19 protein-coding genes are annotated in these 17,072 nt (G+C 47.3%); 4 read left to right on the forward strand and 15 right to left on the reverse strand.

Going from position 1 to position 17,072, the window contains the following annotated elements; all coding sequences use genetic code 11:
- Window positions 1-96: 96 nt before the first annotated feature.
- The 5 genes from ACEN8J_RS18760 to ACEN8J_RS18780 form a co-directional block, all read right to left on the reverse strand.
- Entirely contained in the window at window positions 97-1,656 is a 1,560-nt protein-coding gene (locus ACEN8J_RS18760; RefSeq protein WP_495594560.1) for an ABC transporter ATP-binding protein, read from the reverse strand.
- A gap of 60 nt (window positions 1,657-1,716) precedes the next feature.
- Complete coding sequence (locus ACEN8J_RS18765) at window positions 1,717-2,304, reverse strand: ECF transporter S component (RefSeq protein ID WP_029515820.1); 588 nt, start codon at window positions 2,302-2,304, stop codon at window positions 1,717-1,719.
- A gap of 156 nt (window positions 2,305-2,460) precedes the next feature.
- Window positions 2,461-3,219 carry an energy-coupling factor transporter transmembrane component T family protein gene (locus ACEN8J_RS18770; protein WP_029515821.1) on the reverse strand — a complete coding sequence of 253 codons (759 nt, stop codon included), beginning with the start codon at window positions 3,217-3,219 and terminating at the stop codon, window positions 2,461-2,463.
- Window positions 3,203-3,799 (reverse strand): GNAT family N-acetyltransferase, encoded by a 597-nt coding sequence (locus tag ACEN8J_RS18775; protein WP_029515822.1) that lies wholly within the window; start codon window positions 3,797-3,799, stop codon window positions 3,203-3,205. Before ACEN8J_RS18775 ends, ACEN8J_RS18770 begins: the two co-directional genes overlap by 17 nt.
- Window positions 3,800-4,023: 224 nt before the next feature.
- Complete coding sequence (locus tag ACEN8J_RS18780) at window positions 4,024-4,329, reverse strand: hypothetical protein (protein WP_495593843.1); 306 nt, start codon at window positions 4,327-4,329, stop codon at window positions 4,024-4,026.
- A gap of 272 nt (window positions 4,330-4,601) precedes the next feature.
- On the opposite strand from ACEN8J_RS18780, the gene ACEN8J_RS18785 reads away from it, so the two are divergent.
- On the forward strand, window positions 4,602-5,081 hold the full coding sequence (locus ACEN8J_RS18785; RefSeq protein WP_029515824.1) for a GAF domain-containing protein: 480 nt from the start codon (window positions 4,602-4,604) through the stop codon (window positions 5,079-5,081).
- Window positions 5,082-5,171: 90 nt separating this feature from the next.
- Entirely contained in the window at window positions 5,172-5,648 is a 477-nt protein-coding gene (locus ACEN8J_RS18790) for a hypothetical protein (RefSeq protein WP_029515825.1), read from the forward strand.
- A gap of 96 nt (window positions 5,649-5,744) precedes the next feature.
- Here ACEN8J_RS18790 and ACEN8J_RS18795 read toward each other — a convergent pair whose 3' ends face one another.
- Window positions 5,745-6,509 carry a MerR family transcriptional regulator gene (locus ACEN8J_RS18795; protein ID WP_165148360.1) on the reverse strand — a complete coding sequence of 255 codons (765 nt, stop codon included), beginning with the start codon at window positions 6,507-6,509 and terminating at the stop codon, window positions 5,745-5,747.
- 265 nt (window positions 6,510-6,774) lie between these two features.
- A complete protein-coding gene (locus ACEN8J_RS18800; protein ID WP_029515827.1) occupies window positions 6,775-7,146 on the reverse strand; it encodes a MerR family transcriptional regulator in 372 nt (123 codons plus the stop codon).
- Between the two features lie 572 nt (window positions 7,147-7,718).
- Between ACEN8J_RS18800 and ACEN8J_RS18805 the strand changes: the two genes are divergently transcribed.
- A complete protein-coding gene (locus ACEN8J_RS18805) occupies window positions 7,719-8,183 on the forward strand; it encodes an AbrB/MazE/SpoVT family DNA-binding domain-containing protein (protein WP_029515828.1) in 465 nt (154 codons plus the stop codon).
- 582 nt (window positions 8,184-8,765) lie between these two features.
- Here ACEN8J_RS18805 and ACEN8J_RS18810 read toward each other — a convergent pair.
- From ACEN8J_RS18810 to ACEN8J_RS18845, 8 genes are all read right to left on the reverse strand, one after another.
- Window positions 8,766-9,221: a DinB family protein gene (locus tag ACEN8J_RS18810; protein WP_029515829.1), complete on the reverse strand. Its 456-nt coding sequence runs from the start codon at window positions 9,219-9,221 to the stop codon at window positions 8,766-8,768.
- A gap of 554 nt (window positions 9,222-9,775) precedes the next feature.
- On the reverse strand, window positions 9,776-11,194 hold the full coding sequence (locus ACEN8J_RS18815) for an aldehyde dehydrogenase family protein (RefSeq protein WP_495593844.1): 1,419 nt from the start codon (window positions 11,192-11,194) through the stop codon (window positions 9,776-9,778).
- 42 nt (window positions 11,195-11,236) lie between these two features.
- The gene (locus tag ACEN8J_RS18820; RefSeq protein ID WP_069010959.1) at window positions 11,237-11,665 is read right to left on the reverse strand and encodes a universal stress protein; all 429 of its coding nucleotides are present in this window, start codon (window positions 11,663-11,665) and stop codon (window positions 11,237-11,239) included.
- 27 nt (window positions 11,666-11,692) lie between these two features.
- Window positions 11,693-12,904: an MFS transporter gene (locus ACEN8J_RS18825; protein ID WP_495593845.1), complete on the reverse strand. Its 1,212-nt coding sequence runs from the start codon at window positions 12,902-12,904 to the stop codon at window positions 11,693-11,695.
- Between the two features lie 40 nt (window positions 12,905-12,944).
- Complete coding sequence (locus ACEN8J_RS18830) at window positions 12,945-13,400, reverse strand: MerR family transcriptional regulator (RefSeq protein ID WP_069010957.1); 456 nt, start codon at window positions 13,398-13,400, stop codon at window positions 12,945-12,947.
- 350 nt (window positions 13,401-13,750) lie between these two features.
- On the reverse strand, window positions 13,751-13,852 hold the full coding sequence (locus tag ACEN8J_RS18835) for a hypothetical protein (protein WP_014599460.1): 102 nt from the start codon (window positions 13,850-13,852) through the stop codon (window positions 13,751-13,753).
- A 114-nt stretch (window positions 13,853-13,966) separates the two neighbouring features.
- Window positions 13,967-14,551, reverse strand: coding sequence for a TetR/AcrR family transcriptional regulator (locus tag ACEN8J_RS18840; protein WP_069010956.1), 585 nt, complete (start codon window positions 14,549-14,551; stop codon window positions 13,967-13,969).
- A 200-nt stretch (window positions 14,552-14,751) separates the two neighbouring features.
- Entirely contained in the window at window positions 14,752-15,363 is a 612-nt protein-coding gene (locus ACEN8J_RS18845) for a pyridoxamine 5'-phosphate oxidase family protein (RefSeq protein ID WP_069010955.1), read from the reverse strand.
- Between the two features lie 115 nt (window positions 15,364-15,478).
- On the opposite strand from ACEN8J_RS18845, the gene pdxR reads away from it, so the two are divergent.
- A complete protein-coding gene (gene pdxR, locus ACEN8J_RS18850) occupies window positions 15,479-17,017 on the forward strand; it encodes a MocR-like pyridoxine biosynthesis transcription factor PdxR (protein ID WP_069010954.1) in 1,539 nt (512 codons plus the stop codon).
- The last annotated feature ends 55 nt before the right edge of the window (window positions 17,018-17,072 follow it).

Here is a 17,072-nt window from a genome sequence, read left to right on the forward strand (position 1 = left end):
TGAATGGATTATAACCCTCACTGCATAATCGTAAACAGGCGGCCTATATAGGCCGCCTGTTTTGTACGATGTATATATATTATTGTCTACATATCCTTAATTTTTGTCAACTGTAATCGTATGATCATTCCAGCTATTTTCCGTTTTATAGAGATACCCCTCTTCCATACGAAGAACATGGCTGGCAAAGCTTTCAGCTACCTGTATATCGTGGGTGATGATCAGGAAAGCCGAGCTTTCGGCAGACTGCTCTGTGCACATACGGAGCAGAATATTGGCCCCTTCGTAATCCGTTCCTGCGGTAGGCTCATCCAGAATGTAGAGCTTTTTGGGCAAGATAAACTGTGCTGCAACGCTCAAGAGCCTTTTTTCGCCTCCACTTAGCAGATACGGGGAGGCATCCAGTCTGTGCTCCAGCCTAGCGGCAGCCAGCAAGTGATGCGCCCGTTCCACATATGCGGCGGGAACTGGCTCCCCGGTCCGTAAACCAAGCTTGGCGCGAACGCTGTACAAGCACTCTTCCCACACCGTTGCAGCTGCAAACTGATGCTCTGGCTGCTGGAACACATAGCCGATTTCGGTAGCCAGCTGGTGAATGGGCAGCTTCGCCATATCCTGCCCCTCCCACCACATGCACCCCTTCGGTGCGGGGAGTAGGCCCATGAGCAGCTTGCCGAGCGTGGTTTTACCTGAGCCGTTCTCGCCCAACAGCACGGCTCGTTCGCCAGGCGCAAGGGCAAGACTCACGCCCTTGAGCGCCGGGCGCTGGCTGCCGGGGTAGGTGAAGGGCAATCCCTTCACCTCCAGCAACGGCTGTCCAGCGCGGTCCGCCGCTGACCCGGGCTTCGCGCCCGGCTCACACGGCACGTCTCCCCTCTCTGCGGAAGAGGGGAGCAGCCCCAAGGCGGCCAGCTGCGCACCATGTTCGCGCAGCAGCGTTTCGGGCGGACCCTGCAGCTGCACGGTCCCGCCCTTCAGGACGATGATGCGCTGCGCTGCGCGTGCGCCATCGTCTATGCGGCCGGACGCGGTAACTACCGTCCGGCCTTCGGCATGGAGCCGCCGACATAACAGGACGAAGTCGCAGACAGCCGGCGGGTCTAACTGCGCAGCTGCGTCGTCGAACACGACCAGCGGCGCTTCCAACGCCAGTACCGCAGCAATCGCGGTGCGTTGGCGCTGGCCTCCCGAGAGGCGCCGCACGAAGGAGTCGCGCTCGGGAGCTAGGCCGACGGCCTCCAGCGCAGCGGCAATGCGCTGCGCTATTTCTGCCGGAGGCACGCGCAGGTTCTCCGGCCCAAAAGCAATCTCGTCTTCGACGATTCCCTGCACCAGCTGGGCATCCGGGTCCTGAAGCACGACGCCGACAGTGGTGGCGACAGTAGCCAAATCAGCGGTATCGGGGTCCATCCCGTACACGGTCAACTCACCCGTTCGTTCGCCCTCGCCAGAACGGGATAACCCGCCATGAAGCAGCTGGCATAGCGTAGACTTTCCACTTCCGCTGGCTCCGACAATGGCTACATGCTCGCCCACCGCAATGTCCAGTGTCAGGCCATGTAACGCTGGCTCCACCTGATCATCATACCGATAGCCAAAATTCTTCAAGGATACGGCTATTTTACTGTTCGAATTATAATCGCTATGTTCATTCATAACTGAAATATCCTCGATCCCCATTGTTGAAGATATAACCACATGCATAGCCACCCACGGCTATGCACGTGAAGCGCGTCCCAGTTCAAACCGTTTTAACAGTCCCGTACGATTTAAGGCATCGCCCAGCACTTTCGTCAGCAGACCACACAGGACAATGCCGCTCAGGATACGAACGACCAGTGCAATCGTCAGCACCTTCCACCCCCAATGCATATAGCCAAACATATTGGCTGCCACAATAAACCACAGCGGAACCATAGCCCCACCCACTAGCATCAGCGAAACTGCGTTCCAGCGCCGATACCGCAACAAGGCAAATACCAACTCAGCCGCAATCATATAGCAGACAGCCGCCGCAATAATAGAAGCAATTCCATAGGCAGAGCCCATAAAAGACTGCACTACCGCACCAAAAGCATAAGCAATAACCGCCGTACCCGGCTTACGAATAATATAATAGGCCAACAAACCGTATATCATGTACAGACCGACAATAGTGGAAGTTGCGATAGGCCCTCCCAGACTGTTTAATGTTTTGTTAATGAGCGACAAATACACGGTCATGACGCCGTTCAACGTGGCCAGCATCGCCATGAGTACGATATCCAGCGTTGTAAACTTTGCAAACATACGAGATTCCTTCATATGTATTCTTGACTCCTCTCCCTATCTAATCTATAAGATTGCAGCTCTGATCCTTATACAAGCTGCTACTGTATAAATGTATTCATCTGCAGTCTTATTGTCAACCTAATTATATTTCATAGGTTGACAATAAGACTAAAAATAAGAGGCTTCACTTTATAAGCTCCACCCTAAAACAGCCGTAGCTACTACAGCAGTCACAGCACATAAGTTGCCTAAACGCCCATTCTTCAGTGTACGAAGATAAGTCCGTTCCGCATAAGCACCGAAACCTTTGCCCTCCATAGCCAGCGCCGTCTGCTGAACCCGTCTTACAGCATTCACCAACACGGCAGCCGCATACCCGCTCCACCATGATAACCGATGGCTCCACCCTCGTGGTGGTTCCTGTCCACGAACACGCCGTGCTGCCATAATGGTTCGCCCTTCTTCTTCCAATAAGGGGAGAAACGTCAGTGCCACTGAAATACCGAACGCAAACCGATAAGGAACACGCAAGCGCAGATTCAATGCCTGCACAAAATCTCGGGGATCGGTCGTCGAGAGATAGATATAAGACGCCAAAAACAACACAAAAATCCGCAACGTTAACGCCCCTGCGATGTCCAGTCCCTCTGCTGTAATGACAATGGGTCCCCATGAAGCCACGGGATGTCCTTCTCGAATCGCTAGGATAGACAATATAAAATATGGGATGCCTAACCCAATCAGGAATGACATAGCCCGAAGCTGGCGTGCTAAGGTCAAACGTGCGCCCAAGCCAGCCACAGCAATCAGTACAGCCAAGAGAACTGCTTCCCGCAGCGTCGAATCCCAAACCATCGACAGGAGGCTAAAGCATCCCACCCATATTAGCTTACTTAACGGCCCTAGTCTGTGCAGTGGTGATGAACCGCCGTTATACTGAAACAGCATTTCGTTGTGCCTCCAGTCTGAGCCATTCTTCATGCAGTAAAGAATACATCAGCATATCCTTAAAGCCTGTAGATGTATGCTGTACCTGCCGCAACAGTCCTTCCTGTGTCCAGCCCATCGAGGACAGCAGAGCTTGCGAGCCTGTATTGCGCGGGTCCACCAGCGCTTCGATCCGATTCAACCGAATCGTGTTATACCCGAATGACAGCACCAAGCTTAGCGCCTCGGTCATGTAACCCTGTCGCCAATAAGGCTTGGCTATCTCATAACCAATCTCAGCTTTATAAGCTCCCTCTGTCTGCCAATAATTAAAACCACAGCTTCCAATCAACTTCCCGTTCTCCTTCAGCTCTATTCCCCAGCGCAGCGCATCCTCTGTCTTCGCCAGCTCATTCAACAGCTCAATCATATCCTCTGCGTCCTCACGCCCTGACATACCAGAAAGGTTCATATAACGGTGAACCTCCGGGTCAGACCAGCAAGCGAACATCGTAGCCGCATCCCCGCTTTCCATCCTTCGCAGCCGAAGACGCGAACTTTCCTGCGGTGGTATATGCCCCTTACATGCATATGCACACATGTTCAATCATCCTTCCAGCATTTAAAATGACAATAAATATACGCTACATTTAAGCACACACCTTCAACAAACACAACCTTATTTAAAGCTGAGAAGCTTATATATATAGAAGATGCCCTTCTGTTCCTAGGATTAGGAATTAGAAGGGCATCTTCTATTTTATAAGAGATTAAACCGTTTGAGAGCTTGTCTTCCGAATCAAAAGTATTGAGCATCTAAGCCCTTTAAGAAGAGACACGGGTAGTGGTGCGTGTCGTTTTCTTCACAACATCCTTGTACAGTACGTCCAGCATCGACTGAACTTCCTGTAATTCATCGATCCCTGCGCCGGTAATGCTGAACATATCATCATGCGGTGTCAGAAAGTTTTCCTGCGTCAGGTTTTCAAGCTCCTGCTTGACCTCACGTTCTCCTACACGGTAACCGCGCTCTTCCAACACAGGTTGAATATCTCTTATCGTGAGATCGTTCTGATGTGCATAAGAAAGCATCTGTATACGGATAAACAAGTTCTGAACATCTGCATGCATAATTGTAACTCCTCCCTGGCCTAGGCCAACCATGTTACACTGTTTTTACCCATAGAGGATAAGCTGGAAACAGATGAGGGCAACCCTTGCTGAATTACTTTCGATATTGTTTGCCCCGCTAAAACGTATAGTTTTCCACTTGACTGAATATACACAATCGTTATATCTTAAATTAATTAACCAATGGTAAAAGCGAATTGCATAATTACCTATTTTCGGCGATTTATACAGCACTTCATGTGAAAATTTAATGTTAGGAGCGTGAACTCTACATGTTTCAAACTATACCTTACGAAGGCACACGTCATGAACAATTCGAATCCGTTCTCGGACAACTCCGGGCACTGATTCATGATGAATCCAATACCATTGCTAATCTGGCAAATGCTTCAGCATTACTCGGTCACTTCCTTCCAAATATTAACTGGAGCGGTTTCTATCTTTATGATGGCACTGAGCTTGTACTTGGTCCTTTCCAGGGCTTACCTGCATGTATACGGATTCCGTTGGGACGTGGCGTATGCGGTACCGCAGCAGCAGAACAACGAACGCTTGTTATAGATGATGTACATGCGTTTCCAGGACATATTGCCTGTGACGCTGCTTCCAATAGTGAAATCGTTATTCCCCTTGTCAAGAATGGGGAGCTGATAGGAGTGCTGGACATTGACAGCCCACTTAAAGGTCGTTTTGATCACGAAGATCGTGTATTCCTAGAGGAATTTACGGCTATTCTGTTAGCCAGCCTATAACCAAAAATAGCGCATATATATCGTCTTCCTTCGCCACAATATAGGAGGGTCTGAAACCCAAAACTATCCGGCGAAGGAGATTGATGATCAATGTTCAACAACATGGCTCCACAACAACAACTTCATCAATGTGAACAAATTATTCAGCAATTGGCACAACAAACACAGCAAGGAACCGCCATGTATCAGCAGTTGCTGCAACAAGAGCAACAAAATGCATCCAGCCTTGAAAACCTGATGCAACGTGAACGTAATGCAGCTCAAATGATCCAAACCGCAATCCAGGACCACCAAAAAGCTATGCAACAATACCAACAAGTTATTCAACTGTGTAGTCAGCTGGAAAACACTATCCGCTCGAGCAGCCAAATGACTCAGCCTGGATTTGGCGATAACTATGCTTCCCGTAGTATGCAACCATCCACCTTTAGTGCAGGAAGCCACATGAATCACAGCTTTCCGCAGCATATGGGGTCGACCGGACAGCATTTTGCAGGCAGTGGTAACATGCAGCAGTTCGGAAACAGCAGTCAGCAAGGCATGAGAACAGTACCAAGCAGCATGTAAGCTGTTTTACACAAAAAAAGGGTGAACAGCAGGCCGTCAAATCGGCTTGTTGTTCACCTCTTTTTCATATCATTTAAGCCCTTTCATCAGCTGTTGCTAGTTTAATTCCCGTTCGGCCAGCACCTTCATTCCGTCTCGCAAATACTCAGCCAGCCCGGGGCGATAGCCTTCATACATTTTATTGAAATCCTCATGCTCGACATACAAGTCTCCCAGCCCGCTATAAATTTCTGCGGTAGGAGTATAAAATCGGCTTACCCATTGAAGATGACGGCGGATCAGCGCCTGTACTTCTTCACTGTTATGCTTCAATCCTTTATTCATGGCTTCAGCCAGCCGTCGATGAATCTGGTCAGCCTCTGCCTGTGAATCCAAATAATCCTCTTTGCTCCAGTTCTCCGTCGCCGTCTTGCTCTCCTGAATTGTTTTCTGAGCCTCTTGACCATAACGGTCTGTCAAATCATGTTCATACATTTCCTGCTTTTCCGGGTTAAACCCTTGGTACATTTGCTCTGGTTTCATTGCTTGTTCCCCTTTCAAATGAGCCACCGTTTCGTCGATGGTTTGTAGGAGAGTATGCAAGCGGAAGACTTTGGCCTCGACCTTGGCTCGATGCTCTTGCAAAACCTCGGCCTTTTGTTCCTTGGTTTGCTCCAGCATATTTCCAATTTCAGATAAAGGCAAATCCAGTTCCCTATATACCATGATTTGCTGAAGCCTCAACAGTTGTTCCTGTTCGTAATAGCGATATCCATTATTTCCAATATGATGCGGTTTCAGCAATCCTATTTCATCATAATAATGCAAGGTTCGTACGCTGATTCCCGACAGATTAGATACTTCCTTCACCGTATAAGCCATTCCGCTTCACCTCCCTTGCTTGACAGTCTACAGTCTCACGTGGCGTGAGAGTCAACGCCCCCACTTGCCCACCTTGGTACTACACTTTTACCCTATAAGCGCATTGTGAACCGCTCATTTACCAACCATTTTTCATACTTGCGACCTACAATCGGCATCTTTAGATAACTATGCAAAAAAAAGCCCACCAACGAGCATTTTCAAATATGCTGGGGGCTCCATATATTCGATTTGACTTAACCACTATTTACAGATCAAACGATACCTAAGAGAGGCTTTTTCCCATAACCACACGATCATAAAAAGCTATCTTTTGAATAATTTTCTCCAAATTGTGCTGCGTTTGTGCCACATGTTCCTCCACCTTCTTTTTGTGGGCTACAAGGAAATCTCTTCTCTCTTGGATTGTGGCTTCTCCTTTTACATTTAGCTCAAGGTATGCCTTAATTTCTTCAATGGTCATCCCTGTATCTTTCATAGCCATAAGGAACCTGATCCAATCGATTTGTTTTTCGGTATATACCCTTCTTCCCCCTTCATCCCGACCGACATCAGGTAATATGCCTTCTTTTTCATAATAACGAAGGGTAGATGCGGGCAATCCGCTCTTGATTTGAACTTCTTTAATGGAGTACATGGTTATTCCCCTCCTCATTCTTATATTTTCTCTTCAAGTCAGCTTTAACGATAAGTATAAGTTTTCATAGTAAAGAGTGCAAAATTAAGATTCCTACTACCTTACAGCAGCGAGGCAACCTTCTTATTGCCCGTCAGTCCGGACAGAAAATAGAACGTGGGCATTTGTGCCTCATAACCAAAATCGTCAACATGGCTGATAATATCGTCCACAATCTGGTCGGTCTGAAGACCTTCACGTGCTAATCGAGTTCATACCCGCACCGCCTTATATTGCATCCAATTCTACACACCAAACGCCACCTCATACAGCATGGGAATCGATTGCCTCCACAGCTTGCTCCTTATCCCGTATTACTAAAAATTTTATTGCCAACTAGAATATTATTTATGAATATATATCGGTAATTCTTTATAATTACCCTCACACACCCCTCAATAAATAAACACATATTGGTAATTACTTGTATACTTTTCAACAGTTTACTAAATATATGCGATTGCTTCTCTAAGCCTATTCTTTTTTATCATAACTATTTAGTATTATAAGGATATAAAAAAGGAGGTTATCATTTGAAAAGTACAGGTATGACACGTCCCCTAGATGCGTTAGGCCGTATCGTTATTCCCAAAGAAATGCGAATTTCCATGGATTATAATGTGGGTGATCCTGTTGAGATTTTTGCAGATGAGGAAACCGGTATTCTCGCCTTTCGAAAATATACTGGGGTGACGTGTAAAATGTGTGGTTCAACAGAACAATTAACTTATTTTAGAGACAGCTTTATTTGCGGGGAATGTATTGAGAGTTTAAAGAAGGGGGTAAATTTCAGCCCAGTCCTAAGACCAGCCAAATCAGCTTTATCCAACTCACAACGATCTAATAAAGAGTCCAAACGTCTGCGGCGATCGACACAACAGATGATCGAAAGTCTAAAAGAATTAATGCAAAAGCACCCCAATGCAGCACAGCACGAATATGCCAAAATACTTGAGGTTTCCCAAGCCCGTATATCCCAGCTCAAAAAAATGCTATAACCACAGCTTGATACCCTACATAGATATACACCAGTGATTTCATCATGTACAGCTACTTTTGAACCGTGATACGCAGCATCATAGCTAACCGACAAAATGCAAAAACGTTCATGCGAAAATTCCAAACCAGGTATAAAGACCCACTGAATGACTTACAAGCGAGAACGCCTATAGCAAAAGGCAGTGCTACATTTAATATTGGTTCCTGAATTAAAAAATGGCCTTCTTTAATTAGAGAAGGTCATTTCATTTATTTATTCATTTTTCTGTAGTAAAACATCCTATACTTTTCCTTTTCGTCGGCTTTTCGTCAATTCATTACATCTTCTCCTCATAAAAAATAATATTCGTTTTATAGATAGAGAAAGGATGTGTGAACCTAATATGAACAAACCTGCTCAAATTTTTTCTATTCTTATACTTTCCGTAAGTGTAAGTGTGTTTGCTGGTTGTGGAAAGCAGGAAACAACAGATACATCTACCAATGAAACAGTACCAACAACCTCAGAAACGGTAGTCAAAGAAGGAACAGATCAACCAGCCGCCCTGGAAAGTTTCCATTCCTTCTCATTGCGGAACTTTTCAGAGCCTCGCGAACGTGATGTAATCGACTTGGGCAGGCTCTGCCGATTCGATCCGAAGTGCCCGGTTGATCTGTCCCCGGTGATATTGTCCATGTAAGAGGACCTGCAACAGGCTGTCCCGGACGGACGTTCGGAACGGAACCCCGCTCTGGTTCGCATAGTCGATCATCTCATCCAACTCGGATTCCTCGAGCCCTTCGATATAGACACGATATTGTTCGGCGTTTTCTTCGAACATCGTCCGGATCGCCGACAGGTCTTCAGCTTCCTCCCACAACGAATATTGCGCGCTGCCCTTGCCCTGCAATCGGGACAGCCAGACTCGTTCCGCGACCGCGACGTGCCGAACCAGCTTCAGAAGGTCCTTGTTCTTCGTCTCACTCTCCTCGAGCGCGTCCAAGATGCGTCCGTCCGCCCAGTACAGGTGGTCCATCATGCACTTGATCGTCTTCATTTCGGTTTCCCCCTCTTCATCTCATCGATTACTTGAACCTACTGTTAACCGTTAGTTTAATCATTTGAATGAACTAAAACAACCTTTTTTGGGGTGAATTCCTTGTTGCTGTAAACTTCCAAGGAGAAACGTGCAATTTCAAAGGGTTTAGTGGCTTGTCGCTCCCTTTTGGGAAGAACTCATGGGAGATTAAGCCTACTCTGGTTGCTGCACCATCCTCATTTTACGTTTAGCCTTGAAAGATCTTTGATACTTTAATTTCATAACCCTTCTCAGGCACTGCCTTATTTAAAAAATCATTTGGCTAGGTCTATTTTGTTATTGTCTTTTTGGGGCTACGACCATCCTTCATTATATTCCATTTTTAAATATTAATTAAAGAACATACGCGGGTAGCAGTAGTGATTTAAAAGAGCCTTATCTTAATCTAGCACTAAGAAAACACTTTATTTTCATCTGACAATCACGTAGAAGGTGCCAAAAAAGCCTATCTAATGAACAGACATACGCAAAACGTATTATCTATGTCCATCAGATAGGCTTTTATATAACTACTACCGTTTAATAACGATCAGCTTTGTTTCCAGCATTTCTTCCATGGCATACTTTACGCCTTCGCGTCCGGTGCCACTTTGCTTCACACCACCATACGGCATATGGTCGACACGGAAGCTTGGAATGTCATTGATCACCACGCCGCCAACCTCAAGCTTGTCTGCTGCATCCAGCGCAGTCGTGATATTACGTGTGTAAATTCCCGCCTGCAGGCCATAGATCGAATCATTCACATGGTTTACGGCTTCATCTATAGAGCTAACAGAATGAATCAGCACAAGCGGGGCAAACACTTCACGACAGGACACCTTGGAAGTCGGGTCCACATTAAGCAAAACCGTCGGCTCCAAAATACCTCCCTTGGCTTGGCCACCCAGAGCGATTCTCGCACCTGCTTGAACCGCTTCTTCCAGCCATTCACGGACACGTTCGACATCCTTGGCTGAAATAAGCGCGGATACATCCGTGTCCGGCTCTAGCGGATCTCCCATTTTTAAACGTTGAGTTGCTTCTATAAACCGGGATACAAAGGTATCATACAGTTCATCGACAACGTAAATACGTTGAACTGATATGCACACCTGCCCTTGATTGGCAAAGGCTCCACTCACACAACGGTCGATGACCCCGTCCACATCCGTATCACGGTCGATAATAACGGCCGCGTTGGAACCCAGCTCCAGCGTCACCCGCTTCAAGCCAGCCTTGGAGCGAATTTCTGTACCGACCGCCGGGCTACCGGTAAAGGTGATATAGCTGACGCGCGGATCAGTGACAAGTACGTCGCCATTGGTTTTACCATCGCCGCTGATCACGTTAAGAGCGCCCGCAGGCAATCCAGCCTGCTCCAGCAGCTCCGCAATCAAGTAAGCCGACAACGGCGTCTGCTCCGCAGGCTTTAATACGACTGTATTGCCTGCTGCCAGCGCGGGACCCACTTTATGAGCGACCAGATTCATCGGAAAGTTAAATGGTGTAATAGCTCCTACTACTCCGACAGGTTCTTTGAGCGTGTAGGCCATACGGCCCTCGCCGCCCGGTGCGGCATCCAGCGGAATGGTTTCCCCGTGAATCCGTTTGGCTTCTTCAGCTGCGAACTTGTAGGTTTGCACCGTCCGGTCAACCTCCGCCAGCGCAGCTTTCCATGGTTTTGACGCTTCGCGTGCAATGATGCGCGCTGCATCCTCACGCCGCTCTTCCAGCAGGTCAGCCAGCTTCTCCAAAATGGCTGACCGCTGGTGCGCAGGCATGGCCCGCATCTCCGAGCGTGCATCAGAGGCCGCCTGAATAGCAGCCTTGACATCTTCTGGCGTGGCCTCTGCCACCTCAGCAATGATTTCCCCGGAATACGGTGATTTCAACGTCGTGTACGTTGAAGCTACCTTCCATTCTCCTCCAATAAATAAATGCTGCTGCATGCTTTTTCCTCCTTTTCTCTATATTAGCGTCTCTTTTACCATCTATTTTACCGTCAGCACCGGACAAGGTGCATGCTGAATCACATGATGGCTCACGCTGCCCAGTATCATTTCAGAAACAAGTCCTTTTCCCCGTGTTCCCATAATGATCAGATCCACCTTTTCCTGATCTGCAATTTCACAAATGATACTCGCTGGATTACCATGACCCGCTAGCATACGGCAAGGGATGTCCGCGTTCTTTAAATAGTCGGATGCAGGTTCTAAGATATGACGCCCCTCCTCTTCGATCCGTTCATCCACATCCACCCCAATCGGGGGCTCATTCATGGATAGAGCTGGGTTTACATGCAATACAGTCAGATGCGGATTCCCCTGAAGCTGTTTAGACAACGTTTTGGCTGTCTCCAACGCCTTCATCGCGTGTTCCGAACCATCAATCGCGACCAGAATATGTTTGTATTCGTTCATACTCTTTTCCTCCTCAGAAGTTCGATATTAGTGTGCATCCACCTGAATATCCTGCATATGTCGACGACGTACGATCAGCACAGCTACACCAATCAGTACCATAAATGCTCCAAAATAAAACGGGGTTTCTGCTGAGTACCACTCTGACAGCTTCCCTGCAAGCCACGGCGAAATGGCCCCACCCAAAAAACGCATGAAGCTGTAGGCCGCAGATGCTGTCGAGCGCTCCACTGGAGCAGCCTGCATAACAGCAGTTGTAATCAATGTATTGTTAATCCCCAGAAAAATACCAGCTACAATGACGGCGACAATGACAGTCGTTGGCGAGCCAGCTACCGTCCCAATCGCCATAACACCTAAATCAATGGCAAATAGCGTCAGCATGATACTAATGGAAGATACCACGCTCAAGCGTGCTTGAATCTTTGGTGCTACAAACACCGAGGTAAAGGCTAGCATAATTCCCCAGCCAAAAAATACATAACCCAAACCATGCTCGTCCAGATGCATTACATATGGAGAATACGCCATCAACGTAAAAAATCCAAAGTTATATAACAACGCTACAATACCGAGCGTGAGTAAAGCTGGATAACTAAGCGCTTTGAACGGATCGGCAATGGAACCGCGTTTTTTGGGCTTTGGAATCGAAGGCAGCATAAACGTAATGAACAAAAATCCCACGACCATTAGCCCGGCTACACCGAAAAACGGACCACGCCAGGAAATGGAGCCTAACTCACCGCCCAGCAGCGGACCCACTGAAATCCCGAGGCCCAAGGCCGCTTCATACAAAATAATTGCTTTAGCTGTTCCAGAAGTAGACAGACCTACAATCGCAGATAACGCTGTTGCGATAAACAAAGCGTTCCCCAAGCCCCAGCCTGCCCGGTAGCCCACAATTCCGCCAACTGTATTGGCCGTGCCGCCAAGTCCAGCAAACACAATAATAAACAAAATCCCGGTTAGTAACGTCCATTTGACACCCAATCGACTAGATACGACGCCCGTAATCAGCATCGCAACGCCTGTTACCAGGTTATAGCTGGTGAACAGCAATGACACTTGGCTTTTCGTAGCATGAAGCTGATCGGCAATGGCCGGAAGAATCGGATCGACCAATCCCAGGCCCATAAATGAAATAACACAAGCAAAGGCGACCGCCCATACCGCTTTAGGTTGAGACAGCAAGCCTGAGCGTTCTTTTAGCTCTTCAGGTAATGCATGTTGTGAACTCATATTATGATGTTACCTCCACATCTGAATGTAAATGTTCTTGTTATGATGGGTTGTGATCAAGTTCCTCATCCAAAAGGGTTTTGCGTTCACGAACCCTGACCCGCAACTCCTCCAACTCAGTCTGGAGCAAACGGATGCTGTTGATTTTTCCCTCCATTAATTCCAACTGTTCGTTCAGTGTACCTTCCATATCCTCCAACATGGCCCGTCGCTCGTTCGGTTGCAAATGCTCCGTTCGCTCGCGATATTCCTCCCGCTGACCCTTGAGCATTTCCGCTGCGGACATGTAACGCTGAAGCTCTTGCAAGGAGAATCCAAGTACTTCCTTGGCACTCACTATTTTTTTTAGTAAATCCACATCCTCCTGCGTATACAGGCGCATATTTCCTTCACTGCGTTGCGGGGAGGGCAATAATCCGATCTCCTCATAATAACGAATAGTTCGCTTCGTCAGACCACTTTGCTTGGCGACCTCATCAATTTTATACGTAACCATGACACCCACCTTATGAAAAAGATTATATATAAATACTACGCCTATATAACGTTAACGTCAACGTAAACTTTGATATAAAAAGAAACCGCCTCTATTGGAGACGGTTCCTGTTTTGACTAGCACGGTCATAGACCCGAAGCATCGGCGCTCAAGCCCATGAATATAGCTTTAGATGAAAATGGTACGTGTGATGATAACCAGCAAAATGAAGAGTACCAGAATAACACCAGTGGAAGTAAACATGTTGTAGCCGCCACCACCGCAACCTCTTTCTACTTCACCCATCTTAAGTTCCTCCTCCCTCTGTCGATTACAACAAATCGCCCGAAATCAGATTCATGAGCTACGAATTAGATGACGAATGCTTTGGAAATAATAACGAGCAGAATGAAAAGTACCAGAATCGCTCCTGTAGATGTAAAAGCTCCATAACCAGCGCCTACTCCAGACATGGTGATTCCTCCCTTCATGGTTTACAAGAGCATCTTATGCTTATGCCATCATTCATGATAGGGACAAATGCCGCGCCTGCCGCCCAAATCTAGGTTTGGTATTGTATAGTCCTGTTATTCTTCGGACCCGAGCATGCCGTGATAGAGGAGGTTTCGTGCCTGCTTGGCAAGTACAGACGGACTTTCACGTCCAGGCAACAATTTCGTTAACGTCAGCCGTTCAATCAAGCCGATCACGCATTCTGCTATCAGTTCAGGGTCCAGTTCCTCACGGCACGAGCCCCATCGTTGCGCAGCCAGCAGATGCTTTTTGATATGCTCGGCCATTTCTGCCTTAATGCGCACCGAGTCTGCCGCCTGGTAAAATCCGACACGGGTGATCGCCGGATTGTTAGACAACACGCGAAAAATAGCCTCCAGAAACACTTGTCCCCGTTGCAAAATTTCAGCTTCGCTTTGATCCGGACCTATCTTCATGCTTTGAACCGTTTCATTCACCAAAGTACGAAAGCTCTCCACAAGCTCATCATACATCTGTTCCTTGCTTTCAAAATGAATATAAAAATCCGGCTGCGTCAATCCTGCGCGTGCCGCGATCGAACTTACCTTTGTCTGATAAAACCCCGTCTGAGCGAACTCTTCAGCCCCTGCTTCCAGTAACAACCGTCGACTCTCCCGACTTCTGACTCCTGCTCCCATCACGGTCTTGCCCCCTTACGCCACAAATCTATCGTATTATAAAGTTCCTTTGCAGTAAGAACAACGGGCTTGAGGATGATATATACCTGTCCTTCAAAAGTCCTAATACAGAAGGACTGAAAGTTTTGGAAAATCAAGGGCATCTCCCTACAAGGTATAATTAACCAATCTGACGGTGAGCGAGCAGGAATTTATTACGCTCAGTGATGAGGACAATATTTGCGCATCATCTCAATCGTCGTCAGATCATCATCCAGCCCCCGTTGTTGCAAGCCGTCGATAATTTGCTGACGTTCCTGATCTTTGACATTTTGACCGAATTTAAACTTGGCGGTCCAATCCTCCGGTACAATTTTGATCAGAGCGACCCCTTTCAAACGTGAGGCATACCGAGAATCGCTAGCATCAATCGTGTCATACCCGCCTTCCGGTTGCAGCTTACTCATAAAAATGGAAAAGGCCGATGCTTTTTCTTCCAAATCCACTACATGCTCCGCATGACCACGAACGGTAATGCTTTTAAAAAATGAAGTCGCCGGACATGCCATATGTTCATCCGTAAAATAAGATGGAATGAGCGCATATTCTTTGGCGGCTGAAAAAGTAACCCGATTATCCTCTTTCATCTGTTCCATCTTTTCTCCAGCACGGCTGCCATGAATATAAAAAACGCCATTTCCATAAGCGAAATTCAAGGGAACCACACGCGGAAAACCATCCTCGCTGTTCATGCCTAAAAATCCGAAACTGACCTCGCTTAGAAACTGCTCTATTTCCTCTAGTTCTGCCACCGCAAATTCTTTCCTTCTCATAGAGAACTCTCCCTCCATCTATTGACCAATGATACATTTCAGATTATGTTGAAAATGGATTCATAAAAAGACCCAATATGAACGAAAGTGAGTGGCCCAATCGAAGGAGAAGAGTATGGATATTACGATTGCATATCAGCGCGCGCTTCAAAAATATCATCTAAAATACTTGGCATTGTATCATGCTCTTCGTGAGGGAATCCTCAATGGTTCCCTTGCGAGTGGTACGCGTCTGCCTTCCACTCGTGATCTGGCTGTGATGTATGGAATTTCGCGAGGGAGTGTTAAAGAAGCATACGATATGCTGCTGGCAGAAGGATATGTAGACTCGGCAGTAGGCAGAGGAACCTTTGTTATGCAACAGACAGCGGTGCTACCAAACCCATCTCAAATCGGCCTGCAGAATCAGAATCCACCCGTTTCCAAGCAAAAATCCCCTACGCTGTCAGCATGGGGACAACGAATCATGCAGATCGAAAGGGAACGAAACTTACAGTCGTCTCCTGTTTCTGCTACAGATAGAGACCGTGCACAACAGCCTTTGATTTCTTTTCAGGCAGGAGAAGTTGTATTGGAGGGCAATTCACAGATCGCATGGAAAAGCGCACTGACTGCCGCTGGAAAAGATCTGCAAAAGCCCTCGGCTGACGAAACTACTGCGCCAGTGAGCGGTGATGAATGGCTACGTGAAGCGATTTGCCATCATGTTGGCAGAACACGCGGAATTACGGCCAGCCCGGATCAAGTCGTATTATGCAGTGGTTCCATGGAAGTAATCACGTTATTAAGTCAGTTGCTTATTCATGAACAAGATCGAATTGTATTGGAGAATCCTTGTTATTCCGGCATCTACCGTGCAGTTACTGCCTCAGGCGGACAGATACTCGCTGCCGAAATGGATCAACACGGAATTGTCCCACAGGATTGGGATTCCAAATTGCTGTTTGTTACACCTGGACGACAGTTTCCAACCGGGGCAGTTTTGCCATTAACACGACGTCAACATATTTTGCAATGGGCAGCATCCAAGGGAGCGTGGATCATTGAGGACGATTATGACAGTGAATTCCGCTGGGCAGGACGACCCATTGAACCGTTAAAAGCACTGGATTGCGCAGAATGTGTCATCTATGTCGGTTCCTTTTCCAAAAGCATGTTCAGCAGCCTTCGGCTCGGGTTTGCAATCCTGCCCGTTGAATTAGCCCAAGCGCTGACAGCTGCCAAACGACTATACGATCCCCTGCCGCCTGCCCGCTTGGAACAGCGCGCACTGGCACGTTTTATGATGCGCGGCGACTACGTTCGCCATGTGCGTCGGATGACTCGCATATACAGGTCTCGCTACGACGTGTTCCAGCGGGAAATACAGCAGTTGAATGAACTGTTTCACTGGCATCAGAACAATTGCGGACTACATGCCTATGCCATCTGGAAGCATGATTCTGCCCAGTATCATCATTTGATGCAGACAGCACGATTTTACGGAGTCACATGGCGTGATGCCGCTGATTACCAACTGACACCGGGACCTCCATCAGCTTGCTTTATCTTTGCCCATCTATCGGAGCAACAAATTATTGAAGGGTTTAACCGTCTGCGCCAGGCATGGGACAGTATCAAACATGAGTATCACGGAGCAAAGCTGAGGCTTTAAAAAGGTACTCCATTCGCGCTTTGTATATAGCAAATTAGACTAACGATAAAGAAGA

Source organism: Paenibacillus sp. Paensp38 (assembly GCF_059491915.1).

What these genes read in the sequence shown, in the direction of transcription:
- ACEN8J_RS18760 (WP_495594560.1), bottom strand. Translation starts at nt 1,656, where the DNA reads ATGAATGAACATAGCGATTATAATTCGAACAGTAAAATAGCCGTATCC.
- ACEN8J_RS18765 (WP_029515820.1), bottom strand. Translation starts at nt 2,304, where the DNA reads ATGAAGGAATCTCGTATGTTTGCAAAGTTTACAACGCTGGATATCGTA.
- ACEN8J_RS18770 (WP_029515821.1), bottom strand. Translation starts at nt 3,219, where the DNA reads ATGCTGTTTCAGTATAACGGCGGTTCATCACCACTGCACAGACTAGGG.
- ACEN8J_RS18775 (WP_029515822.1), bottom strand. Translation starts at nt 3,799, where the DNA reads ATGTGTGCATATGCATGTAAGGGGCATATACCACCGCAGGAAAGTTCG.
- ACEN8J_RS18780 (WP_495593843.1), bottom strand. Translation starts at nt 4,329, where the DNA reads ATGCATGCAGATGTTCAGAACTTGTTTATCCGTATACAGATGCTTTCT.
- ACEN8J_RS18785 (WP_029515824.1), top strand. Translation starts at nt 4,602, where the DNA reads ATGTTTCAAACTATACCTTACGAAGGCACACGTCATGAACAATTCGAA.
- ACEN8J_RS18790 (WP_029515825.1), top strand. Translation starts at nt 5,172, where the DNA reads ATGTTCAACAACATGGCTCCACAACAACAACTTCATCAATGTGAACAA.
- ACEN8J_RS18795 (WP_165148360.1), bottom strand. Translation starts at nt 6,509, where the DNA reads ATGGCTTATACGGTGAAGGAAGTATCTAATCTGTCGGGAATCAGCGTA.
- ACEN8J_RS18800 (WP_029515827.1), bottom strand. Translation starts at nt 7,146, where the DNA reads ATGTACTCCATTAAAGAAGTTCAAATCAAGAGCGGATTGCCCGCATCT.
- ACEN8J_RS18810 (WP_029515829.1), bottom strand. Translation starts at nt 9,221, where the DNA reads ATGAAGACGATCAAGTGCATGATGGACCACCTGTACTGGGCGGACGGA.
- ACEN8J_RS18815 (WP_495593844.1), bottom strand. Translation starts at nt 11,194, where the DNA reads ATGCAGCAGCATTTATTTATTGGAGGAGAATGGAAGGTAGCTTCAACG.
- ACEN8J_RS18820 (WP_069010959.1), bottom strand. Translation starts at nt 11,665, where the DNA reads ATGAACGAATACAAACATATTCTGGTCGCGATTGATGGTTCGGAACAC.
- ACEN8J_RS18825 (WP_495593845.1), bottom strand. Translation starts at nt 12,904, where the DNA reads ATGAGTTCACAACATGCATTACCTGAAGAGCTAAAAGAACGCTCAGGC.
- ACEN8J_RS18830 (WP_069010957.1), bottom strand. Translation starts at nt 13,400, where the DNA reads ATGGTTACGTATAAAATTGATGAGGTCGCCAAGCAAAGTGGTCTGACG.
- ACEN8J_RS18835 (WP_014599460.1), bottom strand. Translation starts at nt 13,852, where the DNA reads ATGTCTGGAGTAGGCGCTGGTTATGGAGCTTTTACATCTACAGGAGCG.
- ACEN8J_RS18840 (WP_069010956.1), bottom strand. Translation starts at nt 14,551, where the DNA reads ATGGGAGCAGGAGTCAGAAGTCGGGAGAGTCGACGGTTGTTACTGGAA.
- ACEN8J_RS18845 (WP_069010955.1), bottom strand. Translation starts at nt 15,363, where the DNA reads ATGAGAAGGAAAGAATTTGCGGTGGCAGAACTAGAGGAAATAGAGCAG.
- pdxR (WP_069010954.1), top strand. Translation starts at nt 15,479, where the DNA reads ATGGATATTACGATTGCATATCAGCGCGCGCTTCAAAAATATCATCTA.